Origin of the sequence: Phycicoccus sp. Soil803 (assembly GCF_001429685.1) — a bacterium.
GTDB lineage: Bacteria > Actinomycetota > Actinomycetes > Actinomycetales > Dermatophilaceae > Pedococcus.
Genome location: NZ_LMST01000001.1, coordinates 3747555 through 3764889, shown reverse-complemented (window position 1 = coordinate 3764889; position 17335 = coordinate 3747555). Strand labels below are relative to the sequence as shown.

Here is a 17335-nt window from a genome sequence, read left to right as displayed (position 1 = left end):
ATGTGACCTCCTGATCCTTGGGGCGGTGGTGGTGACAGCCGACTCGCAGCATCGCGTCCACCGAGACGGTGGTGTCGCGATCAGGGCTGGGCGAATCGCTGCGGTTGGCGAGAGTGCTGAGTTGGCTGCTCGATTCGATGCGGGTCGGCGCGTCATGGCCAGAGGGAAGGTCGTGACGCCCGGCCTCATCAACGGGCATCTCCACGTCAGCCAGCACCTTCTGCGGGGCTTCGTCCCGTTGGCGGTCAGCGACACCAGCGCGTATCTCTTCAAGTGGGTATTTCCCTACTACGAAACCCTCACCAGTCGTGAGGAGGGCGTCGCCGCCACGCTTGCTGGGTGTGACCTCCTCACCAAGGGCGTCACGATGGTGGCTGACGGTGGAACGGTGCGCCACCCCGGCGTGGTCGCCGATGCCTTGGCGACCACCGGGATCCGTGCTCACCTTGGCGGTTGGTCTTGGGATCACGCCTCTGCGCCGCCTGGATTGTCGATGGATACGACGGAAGCCCTGGATCGACTATCGGGCGCGATGGACGAGGTCGCCGGACGGCACCCCCGGATTGCGCCCCTCGCAACGACCATAGGTCTGGGAATGAGCTCGGACGCTCTGCTCGAGGGTGCCAAGTCGCTCGCTGATCGGCATGGGACCTTTCTCGATTTCCACCATTCGTTCGACGCTGGCGAAGTCGAGTCACACCGGTCATCCTTCGGCGACGACGTGACGCCAGTGGAGCATCTCGAACGTCTGGGAATCCTCAGTGACAACGTGCGCCTGGTGCACCAGATCGTCAGTACGGCTGCGGAGCTGGATGCCATCCAGCGCACGGGCGCCTCAGTGGTCCGGTGCACCGGCACCCGTGCAGCGCGGGACTTGGCCGAGCTGCGGGGGCGAGGCATTCCCGTGGGAGTGGGCACAGACACAGTCAACGTGTCGAACACCAGCGACGTCCTTCGAGCTTTGCACGTGTTCGCAGCAGAGATCCGCGAGCCGGACAGCGATATCCCGTCCAGTGGGCTCTCGGCCGACGACTTGTTCGACATGTGCACGGTCGGCGGGGCGCGGACCCTGGGAGTCGCCAGCTTCGCCGGCTCGCTCGAACCTGGCAAGAGTGCGGATCTCGTCATGTTTGACGCGCTGCGACCTGAGTGGATTCCCATGATCGATCCCGTCAATCAGCTCGTCCTGTCGGCAGACGGAGGGAGTGTGGAGTCGGTCTGGATCGAAGGCGAGCTGGTTGTCGACCGTGGCCGTGTTATCGGTGTTGACGAGCTCGCCCTGTGCCAAGAGGCCGAAGAAGCCGCGGCAGGGGTGTTGATGCGGATGGGAGCCCGTGCGCGGATTGGACGAAGATCCCTATGCTGAATCTGCAGGTTGAGCTGCCCGATCTGCGCATCTCGGCAACGCTGGAGATGTACGACGGGCGAGCACCCCGCGTGTGCCGCGCGATCTGGGATGTTCTGTCCACGCCGTTAGAGACGACGACACAGCACGCCTGTTTCGATGGCCATGAAATCTACTGCTTCCTGCCCGCGATGGCGGACGTGCCACCGATCGAAAACAAGACGATGCGTCCGCGTCCTGGCGAGGTCATGTTCTTCCACGCGGCCAAGAACGATTTCGCCGTCCTCGACTCGGACCGTCTTGCGCCCGGAACGGGGCCCATGTTCGAACTGGCGTTCATGTATGGCGAGGTGGACCTGCGTCACCTCTGGGAGGAGGGCCTACACGGCTCGCTTGTGGGGCGTCTGTCGACAAACGCTGACAAGTTCGCGGACGCGGCTGGCCGGACTCTGAACGAAGGGGCGACTTCGCTACGCATCAGTCGCCTGCCTCGGTAACCGACTCGATGGCGCAGGGAAATCAGGGGAGTGCGATGGGTGAACCTATCGTCGGGCGCTTGCACCAAGCGTTGGTCTTCAGGAACATCACGTACGGGCGAGCCGAACGCTTTGCCCCTGCAGAACTGTTGCCGTTCGAGGATGCAGTTCCTCAGGGGACGCGAGGGCCTCTTCCGCCCCAGCAACCCTCTCGGCTAGCGATTGCCTTGGGCCCGCAGGCCCCCCTCACCCAGCGCGAAGACTGTCAGGTGCTGTCCATCCACACGCCGGACCTCAGGGGGACACGACCTGTGCTGGTCTGGTTTCACGGTGGAGCGCACGTCAGTGGCGGTGGGGAGCTTCCGTGGTACGACGGTGCGCGATTGGCGACGGAACAGGACGTGGTAGTTGTCGCCGTAACGTTTCGACTTGGCGTGCTGGGTCACTATTACGAGGATGGGATGGAAGGGCCAAGTCCGGCCATGACCGATCAGATGGCTGCCATTGAATGGGTTCATCGGAACATTCGGGAGTTTGGGGGTGATCCGGAGAGCATCGTGCTGGCCGGGCAGTCGGCAGGCGCGATGTCGATTGAGGTGATGCTGCGCTGGGGCCTTGGTCCGCACGTGGTTGGTGCCATTCTCCAAAGTGGAAACCTTCGTGATCCCTCCGTCACATACAGCCCGACGACGGCTCGGGCTCACGCCAGAGCCTTCGATTCGGTGCTATCAGGGCGCAACGCTCACGACCTCACGGTCGACGAGCTGCTCCACGCGCAGGGCGTTTTCGCCGCAAGAATGAACGGTCCGACCTGGGGTCCCGTTCGACCTGAGATCGATCGTCCCGTGAACATGCCGATACTCGGCGGCTGGACCGCCGACGATGACCTCCCGTTCACCGCACTCAGTCATGGTTTCGATCGTCTGACGTGGGACGTCCGAATGCTGCTCGACGCGCAGGTACAGGCAGACACCTCCGTCATGTATCGCGACCCGACGATCGGCATTCTCCGGGAGGCACGCGCGCAAGGTTTCAAGGCATGGGCCTATTGCTTCACGTGGGCTGTTCCGGACTCCCCCTGGGGCTCTCCGCATTGCATGGAGTTGCCGTTTCTGCTGGGTGGCCGCGAAGCGTGGGCGTCGGCTCCCATGCTTGCTGGCGCGAACTGGGATGACATCGAGCAGTTGGGGCGGGGAGTCAGGCGGGCATGGGCGAACTTCATGCGCACTTCAAATCCTGGTTCGGGGTGGGCTGAGTGGTCACCGGATTCGATGAGGGTCAACCACATTCCACGGCCGACCGCCCGCTGACCGGCGATCGTCTTTCAAGCAGTTACCGCGTTCCAACGATCTCTCAAGGGAAGTGACCGATGAGCACGACCTCAGGATGTAGGGCGATGGTCCAGGCCGATCCGCAGATGCTGGCTGCTGCCGAGACGGTCGTCTCCAGTTTGAATCTGCCCAGGGGATCAAGCGAATTTGGCATCTACAACCCTGCCGATGGTCGATTGCTTGCAACGCTGCCCGATCTCACCCCGCAGGAGGCTCTCGACGCCGTAGGCCAGGCCGACGAGGCCGGACGACGATGGGCCTGCCGTACCGCCCGGGAACGTGCAGACGCGTTGCACGCTTGGTACGAGCTCATCACACACAGTGCAGAGCAGATTGCGCTGCTGATCACTCTCGAGATGGGCAAGCCCTTGAAGGAGTCGCGGGCCGAAGTGTCTTACGCGTCGGACTTCGTCCGGTGGTATGCCGAAGAAGCGCTGCGCCCCGCAGGCAGCTTCCGCGACGCGCCCGATGGTGCTCCAACGCTCATGGTGCGGCGTGCTCCCATCGGGCTTGCCGTGCTCATCACCCCGTGGAACTTTCCATTGGCGATGGCCACCAGAAAGATTGCACCGGCCCTGGCCGCTGGCTGCCCCGTGGTGATCAAACCCTCCGAGCTCACGCCCTTGACAACGTTTATGGCGGTGGGCCTCGCCCGGCAAGCTGGCGTGCCGGCTGAACTGATTCAGGTGATCAGCACGACAGACGCGGCCGGGTTCAGCGAAGCGCTTCTCACCGACAGCCGGGTGCGGAAAATCTCGTTCACGGGTTCAACTCGGGTGGGCAAGATTCTGCTGCGCCTCGCATCCGAGCAGGTGCTGCGCCCATCGATGGAACTCGGTGGCAATGCGCCCCTGATCGTCTTTGACGACGCCGACCTCGATCGCGCCATCGAAGGAACCTACGCGGCGAAGATGCGAAACGGGGGCCAGTCGTGCATTGCCGCCAACCGCATCTACGTCCAGGACGGCATTGCCGAGGCGTTCGTTGAGGGTCTGACCGAGAAGATGCGTGACGTGGTCATGGGTGATGGCCTGGGTCCCGGAGTTGGTCTGGCTCCGCTGATCAGCCATCAGGCTGTCAGCAGCGTGGGTCGTCTAGTTGAGGACGCGGTGCAACGGGGAGCATCGCTGCTTACGCGAGGCGAAGTCATCGACGGTGGGGAGGGAAGCTACTTTCCGGCGACGGTGCTCGATCACGTGCCGGCCGAGGCAGAACTGGCCTCGACGGAGATCTTCGGACCCGTGGCGGCAATTCAACGATTCACAGATGAGGCAGAAGTCGTCCAACGGGCGAACGCGACAGAGTTCGGTCTGGCGGGCTATGTGTTCACTGAGAACCTGGATCGGGCACTCAATGTGGCTGATTCACTGCAGACCGGCCTCGTCGGCATCAATCAGGGCGTGCCGTCCAACGCAGCAGCGCCGTTCGGGGGGCTCAAGCAGTCCGGCTTGGGGCGGGAGGGGGGCGGCGAAGGTTTGGAGGAGTACCAAGAGACGCGCTTCTACAACGTTGCGCGCCGAGAGACTGAGCGAGGGAACTGAGCCATATGTTGACCCCTTGGGGGTTAGGTGATGTGGTCGTGGGATGTCCGGCCGTGCGCTCAGTTCCGGCTTCGTGGTGCCGCTCGAACTCCAGATGTTGTTGTCCGGATGGCGTCCACTCGCTGCGGCTGACGTCCGGCATCTGCGGGGAAATCGCGGTGTAATTGGCCGGCGAGCCGAGATGCCACTGGTGCGCTGGCGGCATACCGCGGTCTGTAAATCCATCGCGAAAGCTTCGAAGGTTCGAATCCTTCACCTGCCACCATGTGCTCCAAGGGGCCCCTGACCTGCGGAAACGCTGGCAAGGGGCCCCTTGCCCATGCCCTGGTGGGGTAAGCGGGGCCGTAGGACTTACGGCAACTCTGGCAGGCCTGTGACCTGCGCGAACGCGAAGCCGTGTCACGGCGGCGGCGAAAACGCGGCGAAGTTGTTGTTTCCCCGGAGCGGATCGGGCATGGTTCCTGGGCTCGCACCCGGTGTGACCCGCCGCGGGGACTTGGTGCCGCTGGGAGCTGGGCCTCCGGATATGAGCCGGCTCGCCGAGGAGAGGAGAACTCCCATCAACTAGTGCTCGCCCGCGCGGCAACCTGAGACAACGGGCAGCTCATTGATCAGCTCACGTGATCCTTGAACTTGTAGTAGGTCCCGGCAATGGGCAGGAACCACGGAGGACCGAAGTGGCCGGGGATGCGTCGGAACTCGAAGTCGCGCCAGATGTTCGCCTCGGGAACACCGGACATGTACTCAGCCATCGCGCGCCCCATGTACGTGGCCATCTGTACTCCGTGTCCCGCATACCCCATGGAGTAGTAGACGCCGTCGTGCTGGCCGGCCTTGACCATCCGGTCGAGCGTCATGTCCACCACGCCGCCCCAGCAGTAGTCGATCCTGGTATCGGACAGCTGGGGGAACGTGTGCACCATGGCGTCGCGCAGCAGCTTGCCGCTCTTCTCGTCGGACTGGGGGTTGGACATTGCGAACCGTGCCCGGCCGCCGAAGAGCAGTCGGTTGTCAGGGGTGATCCGGAAGTAGTTCAGGAGGTTCTTGGAGTCCGAGGCGACCCGTCGCGTGGGCAGGAGGTCGTCGCACACGCTCTCGTCGAGTGGCTCGGTGGCGATGATGAAGCTGCCGACCGGTGCGATGCGGACCTGGTGCCAGCGAAACGGCCGACGGGTGTAGGCGCCTGTGGCGAGAAGCACCTGGTCTGCCTGCATGCGTCCTCGGGAGGTCTCGAGCTCATGGCCCGAGCCGAGCCTGGTCAGCTTCAGCACCGGCGCGTCCTCGTGGATCGTCACGCCCGCACGCTCAGCTGCTTCGCCGAGCCCGCGGATGTACTTGCCCACGTGGAGACTGGCGCTCTTCGACTCGGTCATCCCACCGTGGAAGACGTCCGATCCGATCTCGCGACGCAACTCGGTTCTCGGGACCACCTGCGTCTCCACGCCCAACCGAGTGTTCAGCAGGTCGGCGGTCTTTTCGAACCCGTGCAGGTGCGCCGCCTTGGAGGCAAGGATCAGCTTGCCCGGGCGCGCGAAGTCGCAGTCGATGCCTTCGTCCGTGACGAGCTTCTCGATCAAGTCGACCGCTTGGCCGTACGTGCGGTACAACGACGCCGCCCTCTCGAAGCCCAGCTTCTCCACCGCGTCCCGGATGCCGATTGACATGCCAGTGGTGGCCATACCCCCGTTGCGTCCTGAGGCGCCGAACCCGACGGTGTGCTGCTCGAACAGGTGCACCTTCGCCCCCTGTCGGGCGAGGTGTAACGCCGCGACGACGCCGGTCAGGCCGCCGCCGACGACGGCCACATCGGTGCGTCCTTCGACGGTGGTCTGCGACCGCTCTATGGAGCCCTTCGGGGCCGTGTCGAGCCAGTAGGACGTGAACTTCATGGGCACTCCTCGGATTGGGGCATTGTCGCAAGTCGGTGACTGGTCACTCGGACAGAGGCGGTTGGGCCGCATGGTCGGAGCGGCATCGTAACTGATGATTGTTGACAGTCGACTACTCTACACGTATTGTCGACAATCGACCAGACGTCCAGCCGGCAATTCTGAATCAGCTCCAGGAGGAAACCGTGGGATTCGAGATCAAGCCCAAGTTCGTGACGTTCGACATGAACGGAACGCTGATCCAGTTCGCCATCAACGACGCCATGCGCGAGGTCCTGGGCGGACGGCTGCCGGCCGAGGTCACCGATGAGTACCTGCGAATCTGCAAGGCGTACCGGATCGACGAGTGCATGGGCGCGTACAAGACCTTCCACCAGATCGTCGCCGACTCCATGGAGCGGGCCTCGCGCCAGGTCGGCATCGAGTTCCGCGAGGAGGACGCGCGGGCGGTCTACGAGATCGTCCCCACGTGGGGTCCGTACCCCGGTGTCACCGACGCACTGAACCGCCTGGCCGAGGTAGTGCCGCTGGTCATCATCACGAACAGCGACACCGCGCATGCCGAGCGTCTCGCGGAGAACCTCCAGGCCCCGTTCGAGGTCGTCATCAGCGCCGAGCAGATGGGCGTCTACAAGCCGCGGCTCGCTGCGTTCGAGTACATGTTCGACAAGCTCGGCGTGACGCCCGACGAGATCGTGCACGTCTCCGCGAGCCCGATGTACGACCACCGCCCCGCGGCGGTCATGGGCATCAAGAACAAGGTGTACGTCGACCGCGGCTTCGAGCACGACGAGCACTGGCTCGGCTACGAGCGAATCACCGACATCGCGGACCTGCCAGTCCTCTTCGGCCTGCCGCGTCCCTGACGGATGGACGTGAAGTTCGACGGGCTGGAGCGTACGACCACTCCCGAAGGCGTGTACCGCGTGCTCCGGGCAGCCATTCTCGACGGCACTGTGCCTCCCGGTGGACAGCTGCGCGAGAGAGACATCGCGACGGATCTCGGGATCAGTCGTTCCCCCCTCCGCGAAGCACTGACCAGGCTCGAGGAGGAGCGCCTGGTCGTGAGGGTCCCCTTTCGCGGGGCGTTCGTGGTGGAGGTGAGTGCCCAGGAGATCGCAGAGATCGCCTCGATCCGGTTGCTCGTCGAGCCGTATGCCGGGCAGCTGGCGCTCGCATCGCTGCGTGGGCCGGAGCGGGCCAGGCTGGACCGGACGATCGCTGACCTTCATCAAGCAACGGAGACCAACGACATCCCGGCCAGCATCGACGCGCATCTGCAGTTCCACAGGCTCTTCTACGACCTCTCGGGACACAGCGTCCTGCGCGGCCTCTGGAACGGTTGGGAGACCACGCTGCGCCTGTATCTCTCGGTCGACCATCGCTCTTACAGCGACCTGCACGACATCGCCGAGGAGCACGAGAGGTTGGCTGCGGCCGCGCTGCAGGGCGACACGGACGCGTTCCAGCGGCAGCTGGCACAGCATTTCGCGTCAGCGCTGGGACCGCACACGCGGGAGAGCCGAGAGAGATGACCGATATCGATGTCTCGAGCAGTTCTCCCACGGAGCGGCTTCACGCCCTCGGGCTGGAGCTACCGGCCGTCCGTGAGAGCACGAAGTACGAGAACCACCGAACGCTCGACTCCAGTGTGTATGTGGCGGGTCAGCTGCCGTACAGCGACGGCCGGCTCCTGGGCAAGGGCGTCCTGGGTCGCAACGTCGGCCTCGAGACCGGCCGCGGCCTCGCGCGTCACGCCGCGCTCAACGCCCTCGCCGTCGCCGCTGATGCGGTGGGCGGCCTGGACCGGGTCCGGATCGTTCAGATGCTGGTCTTCGTCGCGAGCACACCCGAGTTCGGTGACCAGTCGAAGGTCGCCGACGCTGCCAGTGCGCTGCTCGTCGACCTGCTCGGCGAGAACGGGCGGCACGCTCGCACGGCCATCGGTGTCTCCAGCTTGCCGCTGAACAGCCCGGTCGAGATCCAGATGGTCTGTACGTCGAGGACTGAAGCGTGAACCACCTCCAACGGGTACTCGACGCGCTGGTCGAGCGCATCGACACCCCCGCGCCGATCGTGGTGGCCGACGTGATGCAACAAAACATTGACCGTATGCAGGCCTTCGCCACCGAGCACGACATCCACGTCAGGCCTCACGTCAAGACACACAAGTGTGTGGAGATCGGCCGACGCCAGGTGAAGGCCGGGGCCGTGGGAATCACTGCCGGCAACGTGGGTGAGGCAGAGGTGTTCGCCAAAGCCGGCTTCGACGACATCTTCCTCGCCTACCCGATCTGGCCCGCGGGAACAAAGGGGAAGCGGATCCGCGAGCTCGCCGAGACGACCCGGCTGCGGGTCGGCGTCGACAACGTCGCGGCTATCGAAGCTCTCGCAGACTCGATGGGTGACGAACCGGACCGGCTCCAGGTCGTGGTCGAAGTCGACTGCGGCGCCCGCCGATCTGGAGCGCCACCCGCTCTCGCGGGCGACTTGGCGCGGGCCGCCCGCAAGCGTGGCCTGGTGCCGGTGGGCGTTTTCACCTACCCGGGCCATGGCGGCTCCAGTGGGGATGCAGGCGAGCGCGCCGCCCAGGACCAGCACGCCGCACTCGCGACCGCTGTGCGCAGCCTCGCCGAGGTCGGGATCGCCCCAGAGGTCGTCAGCGCCGGCTCCACACCCACTATCGAGTTCTCCACCAGCAGCCCGATCACTGAGATCCGTCCCGGCGAGTACGTCTTCTGCGACTTGAACAACACCAGGCTCGGCGCCTGCAACGAGGACCAGATCGCGCTGTTCGTCGCTGCCACGGTGGTGAGCGACTGGGTCCCCGACCAGGTCATCCTCGATGTTGGCACCAAGGCCCTGGGCCGTGAAGGGAGCCTCGAGCGCGGTTACGGCGGCGTCGCCGGGAGGAAGGCGGTCCTGTCCAAGCTCAACGAGTACCACGGGTTCCTGGCAGTACCCGCCGGCGAGTCGCGGCCCAGCGTCGGGAGTGTGGTCCCGGTGGTTCCCAACCATGTATGCCCGGTGGTGCTCAACTTCGAAGAGCTCATCGTCACCGACAGCGCGGGGACCTCGCTGGAACGGTGGCCGGTCGACGCCCGAGGCTTCATGTCCTGACTCGCCTCCCGGCAGCCCACACCTGACCCCACAGCCAGACGAGCCCGACCACCCCGACCCAACCCGACCCAGACCCGCGAAGGAAAGGACTGACATGCGACTCGAGAAGGTAACCGCGCTGGTGACCGGCGCCAGCAGCGGAATCGGGGAGGCGGTGGGCGCCCACTTCCGCCGTGAGGGGGCGCGGCTGATGTTGACTGGCCGCCGGGAGCGACTCAACACCGCCCGGCCCGACGACCTGTACGTTCCGGGAGACCTCAATGACGAGGCGTTCGTTGCGGCGCTGGCCAACCGGGCTGCCGAGTCCTTCGGCACCGTCGACGTGGTCGTCCTCAACCACGGCCTGCAGGTCAGCAGCCCGCTGATGGAGATGGCGTACGAGGACGCGAGGGACGTGCTGCACAGCAACCTGCTCAGTGCGTTCCTGGTGATGAAACACTTCGCGCCGTTGATGCCGACCGCGGGGGGTTCGTTCGTCTGCGTCGGCTCAAGGCTGGGCATGGTCGGCAAGCCCGGGGAGGTGCTGTACTCGGCCGCCAAGGGTGGTTTGATCATGCTCGCCAAAGGTGCGGCGATCGAGTGGGCCCCGCGCAACATCCGTGTCAACGTCGTCGCCCCCGGTCTGACCGCCACCCCGATCATCGAGGCGTCGTTCCAGCGCAGCACCGACCCCGAGGCCTACCGCCGCGAGCGCGAGGCGCAGATCCCGCTCCAGCGCCTCGCCACCCCCGAAGAGATCGCCGACGCGGTCCTGTTCCTCGCGTCTTCAGAGTCGTCGTACATCACCGGAGCGGTCCTTCCCGTCGACGGCGGGTACACGGCCTTCTGAGTGCTGCCGCATTCCTGTTCCGAATCCGTCCGCCTGCTGCGGCGAGGATCCCCTCCATGGAGCCAACGGTGACGACGTTGCTCATGCAGGTTCCAGAACGGTTGCCAAGGGTGATCCGCAACGGCACTCGGCGTCCCGACGGGACATGGGGCGTGCGGCGTTGCGCTGATTCGTGTGCGCCAGTGGTGCCCCGAGGCTGCTGTTCCGTGCACCGCGTGCACCGCCACACGGTGAGTTCTCAGCTGTCAAGGATGGTGAACGCGGGCAGGCGGCGGCGAGGTCTGACTCATGACGGCTCGCCTATGCATCGCCATCGAAAGGCGTCGGTCAGATGCCGAGCATGACGTTGAGCTCGTCCAGGGACTGCACGACCGTGAGACCGTAGCCCGGCGGCACCGGGTCGTAGCCACGGTCCAGCAGCACCAGGTTGCGAAAACCCATGTCGTGCATCGGCAGGGGGTCGTAGCGAGTGTGCGACGAGACGTGCACGAAGTCCTCCGGCTTGGCGTCGAGCTGGTCGAGCATGTACTCGAACGCGGCGTACCGGGGCTTGTAGTACCCGGCCTGCTCGGCGGTGAAGACGGCGTGGAAGTCCGCACCCAGCCGCGGGACGCTCTCCGCAAGGAAGGAGTCGTCGGCGTTGGACAGGATCACCAGCTTGTAGTGCTCGCCCATCCTCTTCAGGGGCGCCGGCACATCCGGGTGCGGTCCCCAGCTCTTGACGCCGTCGGCGAACAGCTTCCCCGCGCCGGGAACCGGCTCGATCCCCCACTTCCGGCAGACCCGGTCAAAGGCGTCCTGCAGGACCTGCTCGTACGGGTAGTAGTCCCCGCAAACCTGGTCATAGCGGTAGCCGCGGAACTCCGCGACGAACTGGTCCCACTGCTCCGGCGGAACCTGGTCGCCGACCAGCTCCTTGGTGATGGGTGTCATTGGCCAGCTGATCAAGGTGCCGTAGGCGTCGAACGAGACGTACTTCGGCCTGAAGGTCGGATTGCTCATCAAGGGTCCTCTCCGTCACCGGGTTTCCTGAGAAGAACGCTACGATCGGTAGCGACGATTGTCAACAGTCGATTGCATGTTGTTGACAATGTGCGAACCTGGTCGTAAATTTCCGGGCAGAACTCGGCACCAATGGCGCCGTGAAGCTGAACCCGCAGGCACAGCTCTGGCCGCGCGGTGGGTGAATGCGACGAACTCGCCGCGGCATGAAAGGACAGATGATGAGCTCACAGGCTGGGCGGACTCCGGTGCCCTCGGGAGCAACTGCCGTTCACGCACCTCTCGCTGCCCCGCTCCCACCCGTGACAGGTGGAACTGCACCCGCGATCCGTCTTGCGCTCATCCCCGGCGACGGGATCGGCGTCGAGGTGATGGAGTCCGCAAAGGAGGTTCTCCGGGCCGTGGAGAAGGCGTACGGCGCCGAGTTCGCGACGACCGAGCTTGACTGGTCGTGCGAGCGGTACCACCGCGAGGGCGACATGATGCCCTCCGACGGTCTGGAGGTGCTGAGCCGGCACGACGCCATCCTCCTCGGTGCCGTGGGATGGCCCGGCGTTCCGGACCATGTCTCGCTCTGGGGCCTGCTCATCCCGATCCGCAGAGCGTTCGGACAGTACGTCAACCTGCGACCCATGCGGGTCTTCGAAGGCGTGCCTACGCCGGTGCGCCCCGAGTTGACGGCCGGCGTCGACTTTCTCGTCGTCCGGGAGAACTCCGAAGGCGAGTACAGCCAGGTCGGCGGTCGCAGCGGTCGCGGCCTCACCGAGATCGCGCTGCAGGAGAGCATCTTCTCTCGGACCGGGGTGGAGCGGATCACCGAGTACGCGATGAAGCAGGCCGAGCGACGTCGGGGCAGCGTGCACTCTGCTACCAAGTCCAACGGCATCATCCACACGATGACGCTGTGGGACGAGGTGGTCGACGAGGTGGCTGCGCGCCATCCGGGTGTGACGCTGCAGCGTGAGCACATCGACGCCATGGCGGCTCGGATGGTGATGCGTCCATCGGACTTCGACGTCGTTGTGGCCTCGAACCTCTTCGGAGACATCCTGTCGGACCTCGCGGCCGCAGTCTGTGGCAGCATCGGGATCGCCCCCTCGGCCAACCTGGCTCCTGACGGCGGACCCTCGATGTTCGAGCCCGTGCACGGCTCCGCGCCGGACATCGCGGGCAGGGGACTCGCCAACCCCGTCGGCATGATTTGGTCCGTCGCGATGATGCTGGAGCACTTGGGGCTCACTGAGCCTGCGGCGGCGCTCATGGCCGCGATCGAGGCCTCGCTGCTCGAGCCTGGCACACGCACCGCAGACCTGGGCGGCACTGCATCGACCCGCGAGGTGACCGACTTCGTCAGCGCGCGGCTTTCCCGGGAGCAGACGAACTGACGAGCACGAGTGGAGCCGACGTGGCCGTGATCGGGCTGGGGGCGATCGGATCCATGACCCTGTGGCGCCCTGCGGAGCGCGGCGTGACCGTCCACGGCTACGAGCGCTTCGGCATGGGCTTCCCCACGAGGGGCTTCGCCATGAGTGGCGAAGTGCGCCCGGGCGGGTCGCCGATGGTCTCGGCTGCATGATCGTGGACGGGTCGATGCGCCCAGGCGAACGCATCAGGAGGCAGGCATCGTCTGCCACCTCGAGCCTCTCGCGGAACACGGTACGAGAGGCGCTGCCCCTACTCCAGAGCTCCGGACTGGTTCGGTACGGCACGGGTCCTGGTCATGAGACCAGGTTGAAGATCGTGTTCTTCGGCTCGGTCATGGCTTCGACGGCGAACTGCACGCCCTCGCGGCCGATCCCCGAGCCCTTGAACCCGCCGAACGGCATCGAGTCCACTCGCAGATCGCTCGTGCCGTTGACGACGACTGCTCCCGCGACCAGCTGGGAGGAGACGCTGAATGCCGTCTCCACCGACTGGGTGAACAATCCTGCCTGGAGGGCGTAGTCGCTCGCGTTCGCCGCAGCGATCGCGCTGGAGATGTCTTCGAAGGGGATGATCGTCACCACGGGGCCGAAGATCTCGTCCGTGAGGACTTGGCAGCCTTCGGGGACGTCGGTGAGGATTGTCGGTTCGTAGAAGGCGCCTCGCCGGGACCCGCCGGCGTGGACCGTCGCGCCCTCCGCCACGGCCTTCCCGACCCACTCCTCAACCCGCTGTGCGTCGGCCTCGCTGACGAGGGGGCCGATGTCCGTGATGGTGTCGCGCTTGCTGCCGACCCGAAGTCGGCTGGTGCGGTTGATGGTCTCGCTGAGGAACTCGTCATAGATCGAGGCGGCGACGTAGACCCGCTGAACCGACAGGCAGTTCTGACCGGCCACGCCGAACGCGCCGTCCACCACCGCGTCGACGGCGTGGGCCCGCACCGCGTCCGCGCACACGATCGTCGGGTTGTTGCCTCCGAGCTCCATCAGCATCTTCCGCGGGCCGGCGGCCGCGGTGATCTTGGCTGCCGTGGCTGGCCCGCCCGTGAACGACACCAGAGCGATGCGTGCGTCAGTCACCAGCGCCTGACCGGCTTGCGTGCGGCCGCACACGACGGCGATCCTGCGCTCGGGCACGCCGGCTGAGAGAAGGAGCTCGACGAAGGCCAGCGCCGTGAGGGGAGTGTGGTCCGAGGGTTTCAGGACGACGCCGTTGCCCCCGATCAGGGCAGGTCCGAGCTTGTGCGCGACGAGGTTGAGGGGGTCGTTGAAGGAGGTGAGTGCTGCGATGACGCCGACGGGCTCGCGGGTGAACCAGCCGACGCGATTCCCCCCTCGTTTGCTCGCAGCGAACGGGATGGTCTCTCCCTTGAGGAGGCCCCCGGCCTCGGCGGACAGGCGTAGCGTCTCCACGCAGCGGCCCACCTCGCGCTCTGCCTCGGCGAGGGTCTTGACGCCCTCGGACGAGATCAGGTGCGCGAAACGGACCGCCTCCTCCTGCAGCAGCCGTGCTGCCTTGTGGAGGGACTCGCTGCGGGCCCACAAGGGCCAGGACTCGGTCGAGACGGAGTTCAGGACGCCCGTCACCGCGTCTGCGACGTCGGCGGGGGTCGAGTCAGCGACGTAGCCGATGACGCGGCCGTCCTCTGGGTCGGTGACCGGCAACGTGAGGTCGTGGCACTGCCAGGTGCCGCCTACGAGCGCTCCTCCGGGCACCGACAGGTCGGGCACAGGGTCGGTGACGAGCACTTGGCTGCTGGCGCCGTCGTGGGTCGACACTCGCTGGTCTGATGCATACATGGCTGGCTCCTCGTCAGCTGAACCGGTCGACGACCTTGGCGTATCCGCCGATGATCGGGAGGAACCACGGGGGTCCGAAGTGACCTGGCACGGCTCGGTACGGCAGCTGTTCCCAGAGGTTCCGGGAGGGCCGGCCCACCATGGACAGGGCCATCTGCTTGCCCATGTACGTTGCCATCTGGACGCCGTGGCCGCTGTAGCCCAGCGAGTAGTGAATCCCCTTGCGCTGACCTGCATGCACCATCTGGTCCATGGTCAGGTCGACGAGACCGCCCCATGTGTAGTCGACGCGGGTCGAGGAGAGGTAGGGGAAGACGGTGCTCATGGCGTGCTTGAGGATCTCGGCGCTCTTGATGTCCGCCTCGGGGCTTGAGAGCGCGAACCTGGCCCGACCGCCGAAGAGGAGCCGGTTGTCCGGGGTGATGCGGAAGTAGTAGGTGAGCATCTTGTTGTCGGAGGCCTGCCGCTGGCGGGGGAGGATCCGTTGCGCGATCTCGAGCGGAAGCGGCTCCGTGACGATGACAAAGCTTCCGACCGGGATGGTTCGGCGCCTCAGCCAGGGCGTGAGCGAGCCGGTGTAGCCGCTGGTAGCGATGAGTACCTGGTCGGCCTGGAGCACGCCTCGGGTCGTGTGCACCACGTGGCCGCCGCTTGGGCGGGGGGCGAGCTGTGTCACCTGTGCGTCCTCGCACAGCGCGACCCCCACGCGGGTGGCGGCCCCGGCCAGGCCGTGCACGAACTTGCCGACGTGCACTCCTGCTCCCTGGGGATCCACCAGTCCGCCTGCGTAGAAGTCGCTGCCGATCTCGCTGTGGATGTCCTGTTTGTCGACGACAGTCACCGGGTAGTCGGCCAGCTCCGCGAGGGCCTGCTGGGTCTTGCGCATCTGGCCGACCTGCTTGGCGTTCATGGCCAGGGTGAGCTTGCCCGAGCGCTGGAAGTCGCAGTCGATGTCGTGCTCCTTCACGAGCTCCTCGATGGTGTCGATGGCGCGGTTGTACTCCGCGAACATCTCGGCCGCCTGCCGCCGCCCGTAGCGCTTGATCGCCTTGCCGAGACCGACCGCGAGGCCGGTGGTGGCCATCCCGCCGTTGCGGCCCGAGGCGCCCCATCCCACCGTGTGCTGGTCGAGCACGACGACGCTCGCGCCGTGCCTGGCCGCTTCCAGCGCAGCGGACAGGCCGGTGAAGCCAGCGCCGACGATGGCGATGTCTGCGCGCTCAGGCAGCGGATGCCCGCGATAGTCGCCCGACGGGGTCGCAGTGTCGAGCCAGTAGGGAGTGAGCTTCACTGTGTTCTCCTCGGTTCGCAGCAGGTCATAGCCCGACGCGCGTTGAGCTCGTCAAGGGGCTTGATGGCGGTGTACTTGTAGGCCGCGCTCTCGGGGTCGTAGCCCCGGTCGAGGAAGGCCTTGTTCGTGAAGCCGAGGTCGTCGGCCGGCATCAGGTCGTAGCGCGTGTTCGAGGAGACGTGCATGACCTCGTCAGGCCGGGCGCCGAGATGGTCGACGTCGTCGGGCGGACCCCAGGTGACGAACGAGATGTACCCCGGGCGGTCGTGCGTGGTGGGCATGCTCTGTCCTCATCGCGTGGAGTGCTGGGTGTGTGGCCATGGGTTCCAGGACGCCCAGGGATCGTAACCCAGTTCACTGCCGATTGTCGACCGTCTTCAATCCACAGTTGCAGGGTACTATGTGTCAACGAACATTCGGAGGGCTGAAGCCTGCGACCTACTTGCGGCGCCGGCCCTGGACGAGGGGAGCAGATCGTGGCGGTATCCGGACTGAGCAGCTTGAAGCTGCTGGAGCGAAGGTCGACGTCCGACCACATCAGCGACGAGCTGCGACAGATGATCATCGAGGGCACGCTGGGGCCCGGCGAACAGCTCGCCGAAGCACGGATCGCCGAACAACTGGGAGTGTCCCGCGCCCCGGTGCGGGAGGCGCTTCAGCAGCTCGTGCAGCAGAAGCTGCTCGTCGCAGCCCGCAACAAGGGCGTCACCGTGGTCAGCTTCACGGCGTCTGACATCTGGGAGATCTACGACGCCCGGTGCGCGATCGAGAGCCACGCGGCGGTCCGCATCGTGGAGGGCGGGCCGGGCGCACGAGCCCGCGCAGTCGATCGGCTGGGGGAAGTCCTGGGCAAGCTGCGGGTGGCCGTCAAGCGGGGCGACAGCCGGCAGATCTCGGCTGCTGACCTGGACTTCCACACCACCTTGGTGGCCGCGGCGGGCAACTCGCGCCTGGTCGACGCGTACTCGATTCTCTCCGCGCAGACCCTGACGTGCATCAACAGGCTCGAGCTCGCCCTGCCATCAGGTGACGAGGTGGTCGACGACCACGAGCTGCTCATCGACGCCATAGCCAGTGGCGACAAGGACGCAACCGTCAAGGCCATCAACGACCACCTGACGGTGGCGGCAAGCCACCTCACAGGCCCGCCGGCCAGTGGCACGGGCAACGGTCGTCGCCCCGACTGATTCCCCGGCCGCTCCCTGCAGTGAGCGCGACCGATACCAATGCCCACGGACGCCCGCCCAGCCGAGACTGACCAGCAGCCACTGGTCAACGGTTGGTGCGGGC

17 protein-coding genes and 1 pseudogene are annotated in these 17335 nt (G+C 65.8%); 13 read left to right on the top strand and 5 right to left on the bottom strand.

What is annotated here, in order from left to right; all coding sequences use genetic code 11:
- Positions 1-172: 172 nt before the first annotated feature.
- The 4 genes from ASG95_RS17495 (at position 173) to ASG95_RS17480 (ending at position 4693) form a co-directional block, all read left to right on the top strand.
- Positions 173-1366 (top strand): amidohydrolase family protein, encoded by a 1194-nt coding sequence (locus ASG95_RS17495; protein ID WP_057378269.1) that lies wholly within the window; start codon positions 173-175, stop codon positions 1364-1366.
- Complete coding sequence (locus tag ASG95_RS17490; RefSeq protein ID WP_057378268.1) at positions 1360-1842, top strand: DUF3830 family protein; 483 nt, start codon at positions 1360-1362, stop codon at positions 1840-1842. Before ASG95_RS17495 ends, ASG95_RS17490 begins: the two co-directional genes overlap by 7 nt.
- 8 nt (positions 1843-1850) lie before the next feature.
- A complete protein-coding gene (locus tag ASG95_RS17485; RefSeq protein ID WP_082592791.1) occupies positions 1851-3131 on the top strand; it encodes a carboxylesterase family protein in 1281 nt (426 codons plus the stop codon).
- Between the two features lie 86 nt (positions 3132-3217).
- Positions 3218-4693, top strand: coding sequence for an NAD-dependent succinate-semialdehyde dehydrogenase (locus ASG95_RS17480; protein ID WP_157582208.1), 1476 nt, complete (start codon positions 3218-3220; stop codon positions 4691-4693).
- A 611-nt stretch (positions 4694-5304) separates the two neighbouring features.
- On the opposite strand, the gene ASG95_RS17475 is transcribed toward ASG95_RS17480, so the two are convergent.
- Positions 5305-6582: an FAD-binding oxidoreductase gene (locus ASG95_RS17475; RefSeq protein WP_057378265.1), complete on the bottom strand. Its 1278-nt coding sequence runs from the start codon at positions 6580-6582 to the stop codon at positions 5305-5307.
- Positions 6583-6767: 185 nt separating this feature from the next.
- Between ASG95_RS17475 and ASG95_RS17470 the strand changes: the two genes are divergently transcribed.
- From ASG95_RS17470 to ASG95_RS17450, 5 genes are all read left to right on the top strand, one after another.
- Positions 6768-7448, top strand: coding sequence for a haloacid dehalogenase type II (locus tag ASG95_RS17470; protein ID WP_057378264.1), 681 nt, complete (start codon positions 6768-6770; stop codon positions 7446-7448).
- A gap of 3 nt (positions 7449-7451) precedes the next feature.
- Positions 7452-8117, top strand: a complete 666-nt coding sequence (locus tag ASG95_RS17465; protein WP_057378263.1) for a GntR family transcriptional regulator — start codon at positions 7452-7454, stop codon at positions 8115-8117.
- On the top strand, positions 8114-8599 hold the full coding sequence (locus tag ASG95_RS17460; protein ID WP_057378262.1) for a RidA family protein: 486 nt from the start codon (positions 8114-8116) through the stop codon (positions 8597-8599). The genes ASG95_RS17465 and ASG95_RS17460 overlap by 4 nt, the downstream gene beginning before the upstream one ends.
- Entirely contained in the window at positions 8596-9702 is a 1107-nt protein-coding gene (locus ASG95_RS17455; RefSeq protein WP_057378261.1) for an alanine racemase, read from the top strand. The genes ASG95_RS17460 and ASG95_RS17455 overlap by 4 nt, the downstream gene beginning before the upstream one ends.
- Positions 9703-9796: 94 nt before the next feature.
- On the top strand, positions 9797-10531 hold the full coding sequence (locus ASG95_RS17450) for an SDR family NAD(P)-dependent oxidoreductase (RefSeq protein WP_057378260.1): 735 nt from the start codon (positions 9797-9799) through the stop codon (positions 10529-10531).
- Positions 10532-10858: 327 nt separating this feature from the next.
- Here the strand turns inward: ASG95_RS17450 and ASG95_RS17445 are convergent, their stop codons facing one another.
- Entirely contained in the window at positions 10859-11533 is a 675-nt protein-coding gene (locus tag ASG95_RS17445) for a haloacid dehalogenase type II (RefSeq protein WP_057378259.1), read from the bottom strand.
- A gap of 302 nt (positions 11534-11835) precedes the next feature.
- Between ASG95_RS17445 and ASG95_RS17440 the strand changes: the two genes are divergently transcribed.
- From ASG95_RS17440 to ASG95_RS22455, 3 genes and pseudogenes are all read left to right on the top strand, one after another.
- Complete coding sequence (locus tag ASG95_RS17440; RefSeq protein WP_255358338.1) at positions 11836-12918, top strand: tartrate dehydrogenase; 1083 nt, start codon at positions 11836-11838, stop codon at positions 12916-12918.
- Positions 12919-12938: 20 nt separating this feature from the next.
- The gene (locus ASG95_RS21475; protein WP_200961932.1) at positions 12939-13109 is read left to right on the top strand and encodes a hypothetical protein; all 171 of its coding nucleotides are present in this window, start codon (positions 12939-12941) and stop codon (positions 13107-13109) included.
- Positions 13106-13180 (top strand): annotated as a pseudogene (locus ASG95_RS22455) (hypothetical protein); the annotation flags it as partial. The gene ASG95_RS21475 and the pseudogene ASG95_RS22455, both read left to right, overlap by 4 nt.
- A 71-nt stretch (positions 13181-13251) precedes the next feature.
- Here the strand turns inward: ASG95_RS22455 and ASG95_RS17435 are convergent.
- From ASG95_RS17435 to ASG95_RS17425, 3 genes are read right to left on the bottom strand one after another with little or no spacing between them, the layout of a single operon-like run.
- Positions 13252-14754: an aldehyde dehydrogenase family protein gene (locus ASG95_RS17435; protein ID WP_082592787.1), complete on the bottom strand. Its 1503-nt coding sequence runs from the start codon at positions 14752-14754 to the stop codon at positions 13252-13254.
- A 13-nt stretch (positions 14755-14767) separates the two neighbouring features.
- Positions 14768-16045 carry an FAD-binding oxidoreductase gene (locus ASG95_RS17430; RefSeq protein WP_057378257.1) on the bottom strand — a complete coding sequence of 426 codons (1278 nt, stop codon included), beginning with the start codon at positions 16043-16045 and terminating at the stop codon, positions 14768-14770.
- A complete protein-coding gene (locus tag ASG95_RS17425; protein ID WP_057378256.1) occupies positions 16042-16326 on the bottom strand; it encodes a hypothetical protein in 285 nt (94 codons plus the stop codon). The genes ASG95_RS17430 and ASG95_RS17425 overlap by 4 nt, the downstream gene beginning before the upstream one ends.
- A gap of 195 nt (positions 16327-16521) precedes the next feature.
- Here ASG95_RS17425 and ASG95_RS17420 point away from each other — a divergent pair, with 195 nt between their 5' ends.
- On the top strand, positions 16522-17232 hold the full coding sequence (locus ASG95_RS17420) for a GntR family transcriptional regulator (RefSeq protein WP_157582205.1): 711 nt from the start codon (positions 16522-16524) through the stop codon (positions 17230-17232).
- Positions 17233-17335 lie beyond the last annotated feature (103 nt).

What these genes read in the sequence shown, in the direction of transcription:
- ASG95_RS17490 (WP_057378268.1), top strand. Translation starts at nt 1,360, where the DNA reads ATGCTGAATCTGCAGGTTGAGCTGCCCGATCTGCGCATCTCGGCAACG.
- ASG95_RS17485 (WP_082592791.1), top strand. Translation starts at nt 1,851, where the DNA reads ATGGCGCAGGGAAATCAGGGGAGTGCGATGGGTGAACCTATCGTCGGG.
- ASG95_RS17480 (WP_157582208.1), top strand. Translation starts at nt 3,218, where the DNA reads ATGGTCCAGGCCGATCCGCAGATGCTGGCTGCTGCCGAGACGGTCGTC.
- ASG95_RS17475 (WP_057378265.1), bottom strand. Translation starts at nt 6,582, where the DNA reads ATGAAGTTCACGTCCTACTGGCTCGACACGGCCCCGAAGGGCTCCATA.
- ASG95_RS17465 (WP_057378263.1), top strand. Translation starts at nt 7,452, where the DNA reads ATGGACGTGAAGTTCGACGGGCTGGAGCGTACGACCACTCCCGAAGGC.
- ASG95_RS17460 (WP_057378262.1), top strand. Translation starts at nt 8,114, where the DNA reads ATGACCGATATCGATGTCTCGAGCAGTTCTCCCACGGAGCGGCTTCAC.
- ASG95_RS17450 (WP_057378260.1), top strand. Translation starts at nt 9,797, where the DNA reads ATGCGACTCGAGAAGGTAACCGCGCTGGTGACCGGCGCCAGCAGCGGA.
- ASG95_RS17445 (WP_057378259.1), bottom strand. Translation starts at nt 11,533, where the DNA reads ATGAGCAATCCGACCTTCAGGCCGAAGTACGTCTCGTTCGACGCCTAC.
- ASG95_RS17435 (WP_082592787.1), bottom strand. Translation starts at nt 14,754, where the DNA reads ATGTATGCATCAGACCAGCGAGTGTCGACCCACGACGGCGCCAGCAGC.
- ASG95_RS17425 (WP_057378256.1), bottom strand. Translation starts at nt 16,326, where the DNA reads ATGCCCACCACGCACGACCGCCCGGGGTACATCTCGTTCGTCACCTGG.